Source organism: Erythrobacter sp. (assembly GCF_023653175.1).
In the GTDB taxonomy this organism is placed as follows: Bacteria; Pseudomonadota; Alphaproteobacteria; order Sphingomonadales; family Sphingomonadaceae; genus Erythrobacter.
In genome coordinates this window covers 1-4,905 of record NZ_JAMNXL010000226.1, presented here as the reverse complement: position 1 = coordinate 4,905, position 4,905 = coordinate 1, and the positions used below count along the sequence as shown (strand labels likewise).

Genomic DNA, 4,905 nt, shown 5'->3' with positions numbered 1-4,905 from the left:
CGCGCGGTGCCCGCCGTGGTCGAGCAGCAAGGCCGCCTGCTGCGCGTCAGCGAGGTCCCGATCAAGCCGCGGGAGCGCAAACCATCATGACCCGGAGAAATTGTTGGCTGACATGGATTTGCAGCGCACTTCTGATGCTCAGCCTTAGCGTCCCAGCCAGCGCGGATGCCGGCCCTGGGAAGTGCACGGGCAAGTTCGTGAACCCGATCACCGATATCTGCTGGTCGTGCCTGTTCCCGATCTCGGTCGGGAGCCTCAAGATCTGGCCCTCGAACCGCCCTGATCCCGACAACCCGGACCTGCCGGTGTGCCTGTGCGGGATTAGACCGGGGATTGCGATGGGGTTCTGGGAGCCGGTGCGGCTTGCGGATGTCAGCATGAAGCCGTGGTGCTTCGTCAATCTCGGCGGGATGAAGATCGACCCGGGCTTCGATATCGGGTTCAAGACCATAGCCGGGCCTTCTGCGGTGGGCGGGGCAACGCAGTACCATTCGCAGTGGCATGTCCACTGGTACGCCTACCCGCCGATCTACTGGATGGAGCTCGTCGCGGATTTCCTGTGCCTCGAGGCAGGGTCGGTCGACATTCTCTATGTGAGCGAGATCGATCCGCTGTGGCAGGACAGCGAGCTCACCGCGATCATCAATCCCGAAAGCGTGCTGTTCGCCAATCCACTGGCACTGGCCGCCTGCGCCGCGGATTGTGTCGCTGCGACATCGAAACTGCCGAGCGACGATCTGTTCTGGTGCGCGGGATGCCAGGGCACGATGTATCCGCTCAATGGCAATGTCTCGGCGACGATCGGCCATGTCCAGGCCTCGCGGCTCGCCCTGTCGCGCTTCTCCTACAAGCTGCACCGGCAGCTCGTCGCCTGGGGCACGATGGGCAACAAGGGCCTGTGCGGCAAGTATCTCATGCCGGTGATGAGGAAGCAGCAATACCGCTTCCAGGCCACCAACCCCAATCCGCAGACCAAGGGCCGCTATGCCTGCGCGCCGATTGGGGCCTCCACCACCTTCATGTCAGCAGGACAGGTCTACCCCGCCATTGGCGAGGACATGGGCTACCTGGTCTGGCGCAAACGGAATTGCTGCGCGCTATGAAAAAGCCCTTTCATCTTACTGTATTCGCGAGCCTCGTGAGTCTCGCAGCCATTGCCGGCGCCGCCGCTCAGTCGGTCGAGCCTGAGCTTGATCTCGCTGCCATCCGCGCGAAGGCTGAGACCAATGCGGGGGAGGCCGAGGCGCTCGCTGCGACTGCGCGGGAGCGGGCCAAGGCCGTCACGCAAGAGGCCGATTCCAATGCGCGCGCAGCACAAACGCATGGCCAGAGCTACACGCAGGCGGCAAGAGCGGCGGCGAAGCCGCCCTCGCAGGACACGTTCGATTTCGACCGCATGGTGGTCGATGCCGGAGCGATGGCGACCAGCGAGCTCGGCGAAGCACCGCGCTTTATTGCCTTTGCATCGCTGTCGATGCCGCCGGCTGCTCTCAAACAGATGATCCGCGATGTAAATGCTGCAGGCGGGGTCGTCGTGCTGCGCGGCTTTCCGCAGGACAGCGCCAAGACCTTCGCCGAGGCGCTCGGTAAGCTCGCGCTCGATCAGGACACACTCGGACAGGTGGGGATCGATCCCCGGCTGTTCCGCGCGTTCAATGTGACGGCTGTGCCGACCTATGTGGTCGCGAGCAGCGACTTTGACCTGTGCGACGGGTTCGACTGCCAGACCACAGTGCCGCCTCATGATCGCATCAGCGGCAACGTGGAACCCGCATTCGCGCTCGAGACCATCGCAAACGGTCAAGGCCCGGCGGCGCGCATCGCCTCCCAATATCTTGGCCGCCTCGAAAGGACCGGACAATGATGCGCAGGCTCCTTATCAGTCTTGCCGCCCTAAGCGCGTGCCTTGCGCCCGCCACTCAGGCCCAGACCGCGCCCCAGGGCCCCAGCACCACAGAAGCAGCCAAGGCAGACGGGAAGGCCTTTGGCCGCGAGCAGGCTGGCGCTGCGCAAAGCGCGGCCACCGCCCGCCCCGATGCCGACAGGATCCCGAACTTCAGCAGCGCGCCGGCCGAAGCCCGCTATTTCGATGATCCTGCGCGCATGGAGCGCGACGCGGCAAGCCAGGCGAATGCAAACAGCGGCTATCGCACCATACGCGATTCCATGGAGCGGCGCGCGCGCTTCACGCCCGAGGACCTCGATGCGGTTGTTGCCCGCAGCGGGCAGATCAGTGCTGACCCGCTCGCCTTTACCAGAGGCATGAGCGTCAGCGGCTCGCAAGGCCGCTGCGTCCCGCTGCCCCCTGGCAGCGGGACAGGTGCGCGCTACATGGCAACCTGCAATGTCGGCTACACGGCAAGCGAAGAGATCCGAAGCTGCCAGATCCCACTTAGGGTCGAGGTTACCAACGAGACCCGCTACATCCACTGGTGCAGCGAATTCGGTTATGGCGCCGAGGAGAATTGCGAAAGGTTCAACTTCGCCGGTTGTGAACGCATCGGTTGGCGGCCGGGGCCTTGCCTTCAATGGGCGGGACAGCCCGGTCGGCCTTTTTGTGCAGAGCCAGGCGAACCGATCAGCATCATGTCCTGCCCCGCCCCGGTGCCCGGCGCGCAGCTGCAGGATACCATCATCACTCGGCGCGTCACGACGAACCGCGATGAAAGTCAGTGCGCGGGGCTGACGTCGGACAATAGCTGTCGGGAAACCAGCGAGACCTGCACAGATAGCGATCCTGTGACCCGGATCATCAATGGGGTAGCGGTCACCCAGCCATGCTGGGCCTGGTCGCGCAGCTACACCTGTGCGCAATTCGTCGAAGCGCAGGATTGCAGTGCACTCGAAGCAACGTCCGGCTGCAGATTTGTCGGTCAGGAATGCCTCTCAGGCGAGCCCTGTCGCACGTGGGAGCGGGTCTATGACTGCCCGGTTCCCGATCAGCCAGGCAGCCCTAACCAGTTCATTTGTGACGGCGACGTCTATTGCATCGATGGCTCATGCGAGACGATCGAGCGCGAGGCGAACGACGAGTTCAAGGATGCGGTCGTCGCATTGAATGTCATGGACCAGGCGCGCCGCGAGCTTGATCCCGATACGCTCACCCTGTTCAAGGGGACCCGCAACACCTGCTCGTCCAAGGTCTTCGGCGTGCTCAATTGCTGCAAGGGCAAAGGCTTTCCGCTGATCCCCGGTATCCAGCTCCTCGTGAGCCTTGGCTGCAGCCGCGAGGAAATGCTGCTGCACGAGCGCGATGCCAAGGGCCTGTGCGCGTACGTCGGCACCTATTGCTCGGACAGCTTTCTCGGCGTCTGCCTGACCAAGAAGAAGGCCTATTGCTGCTTTGAATCCAAGCTCTCGCGGATCCTGCAGGAACAGGGCCGCAGGCAGCTGAACAAGCCGTGGGGCAAGCCCAAAACCGAGCAATGCCGCGGCTTCACGCTCGACGAGTTTTCCCGGCTCGATCTCAGCCAGATGGATTTCAGCGAGGTGTACGCCGAGTTCACCGAGGCTGCCCGTCTGCCCGACGAGCTCACAGCAGCCAGCGATCTCCAGCAAAAAATCGAGGACTACTATGCCCGTGCCAGCAATTAGGGCCGCCTTGCGGCCGCTTGCCACCTGCATCGCTCTGCTCGCTGTCGCGGCAACGCCGCTGCGGGCCGAAGAACCACCAATGGTGCAGACCGGAGAGCAGCAGGACAGCTTCTACTGCCAGGAGCGCAAGCTCGGCTACTGGTTCTACTGCGCCAGACCCAAGGCCGAGAAGCCCCAGGCGGAAAACCCGCAGCAACCGGAAAGTGCGACCGAACAGCTCGATGCTGTGACCGCCACTTTGCGGGAGCTCAAAGCCAAGGCGATTCTCGAGCCGACCCCGGCCAATGTGACCGCCTATATCCGCTTCCAGCGCGAACAGCTCGACCGGGCATCGCTGTTCAGCGATGTCTGGCAGCGGGCGATCTGGCAGGATCCAGAGCTCGACTACACGCTGCAGCGCCCGGTCTCGACGCTTGGCAAGCGGCAATGGCAGGATGATCGCAACGCGGAGCGCGATGCCGCGATGGCCCGGCTCTCGCAGCGCTACGGGCTGTTCTACTTCTTTGCGCAAAGCTGCGGCGCCTGCGAGGTCATGTCGCCCATCGTTCAGGGCGTTGCTTCGCGCTGGCGCATCACCGTGCGGGCGATCTCGACCGATGGCGGTCCGTCGCGCCATTTCCCCGGATACACCGTCGAGACCAACCAGCGCGCGCGGCTCGGGCTAGAGCCGAAGATCACCCCGGCGGTCGTGCTCTGGGATGCCCTCAAAAACCACCCCATCCCGATCGGCTACGGCGTGATGAGCGCCGATGAGCTCCAGGACCGCATTTATCTCCTCACATCGAAGGAAGCTGGCCGTGACTACTGACACATCGCGCCAATCGAACAACCCGGAGCCGCCGCATCAGCGCGTCACCTCCAGAAATGGGATGATGACCAGAGCTCTTGCGGCACTTCTTGCCGTCACCCTGCCCCTCACGAGCGCGACGGCCGATGTCGGAAGCTCGATGGACGCGTTCCTCGACGATGTCGGCGGAGCGTCCAACGTCTCGGGTCCGACCGCCTTTGAAGGCCAGTCAGCCGGTTACTACAGCCTCGGCAATGTCTGGACGCGCTTCCCGCAGAAGACGACCAACATTGCCAATCTGCAGCTGCCGCGCGCACGCGCCGGCTGCGGCGGCATCGATATCTTCGCCGGGTCCTTCAGCTTCATCAATGCCAGCGAGATCGTGGCGATGATGAAGGCGGTGGCCAACAATGCAGTCGGGTTCGCCTTCAGCCTCGCGATCGACACTGTCTGCCCCGAGTGCTCGAAAATCATGCAGGAGTTTGCCCAAAAGGCGCAGCTCATGAACAACCTCAACATCAACT

The 4,905-nt window shown here is 63.4% G+C and carries 5 protein-coding genes; all 5 read left to right on the top strand.

Annotation, left to right across the window (positions count from 1 at the left end):
• Window positions 1–134: 134 nt before the first annotated feature.
• The gene (gene traU, locus NBV68_RS17655; protein WP_296312414.1) at window positions 135–1,103 is read left to right on the top strand and encodes a conjugal transfer pilus assembly protein TraU; all 969 of its coding nucleotides are present in this window, start codon (window positions 135–137) and stop codon (window positions 1,101–1,103) included.
• Window positions 1,100–1,864, top strand: coding sequence for a type-F conjugative transfer system pilin assembly protein TrbC (gene trbC, locus NBV68_RS17650; RefSeq protein WP_296312411.1), 765 nt, complete (start codon window positions 1,100–1,102; stop codon window positions 1,862–1,864). Before traU ends, trbC begins: the two co-directional genes overlap by 4 nt.
• Window positions 1,864–3,594, top strand: coding sequence for a conjugal transfer protein TraN (locus tag NBV68_RS17645; RefSeq protein ID WP_296312420.1), 1,731 nt, complete (start codon window positions 1,864–1,866; stop codon window positions 3,592–3,594). The genes trbC and NBV68_RS17645 overlap by 1 nt, the downstream gene beginning before the upstream one ends.
• Window positions 3,575–4,402, top strand: a complete 828-nt coding sequence (locus NBV68_RS17640) for a conjugal transfer protein TraF (RefSeq protein ID WP_296312407.1) — start codon at window positions 3,575–3,577, stop codon at window positions 4,400–4,402. The genes NBV68_RS17645 and NBV68_RS17640 overlap by 20 nt, the downstream gene beginning before the upstream one ends.
• A gap of 64 nt (window positions 4,403–4,466) precedes the next feature.
• Window positions 4,467–4,905 (top strand): conjugal transfer protein TraH (locus NBV68_RS17635; RefSeq protein ID WP_296312417.1); only part of this gene is annotated, 439 nt, incomplete at its 3' end.

Coding starts and splice junctions, on each gene's coding strand:
- NBV68_RS17645 (WP_296312420.1), top strand. CDS start 1,864: ATGCGCAGGCTCCTTATCAGTCTTGCCGCCCTAAGCGCGTGCCTTGCG.
- trbC (WP_296312411.1), top strand. CDS start 1,100: ATGAAAAAGCCCTTTCATCTTACTGTATTCGCGAGCCTCGTGAGTCTC.
- NBV68_RS17640 (WP_296312407.1), top strand. CDS start 3,575: ATGCCCGTGCCAGCAATTAGGGCCGCCTTGCGGCCGCTTGCCACCTGC.
- traU (WP_296312414.1), top strand. CDS start 135: ATGCTCAGCCTTAGCGTCCCAGCCAGCGCGGATGCCGGCCCTGGGAAG.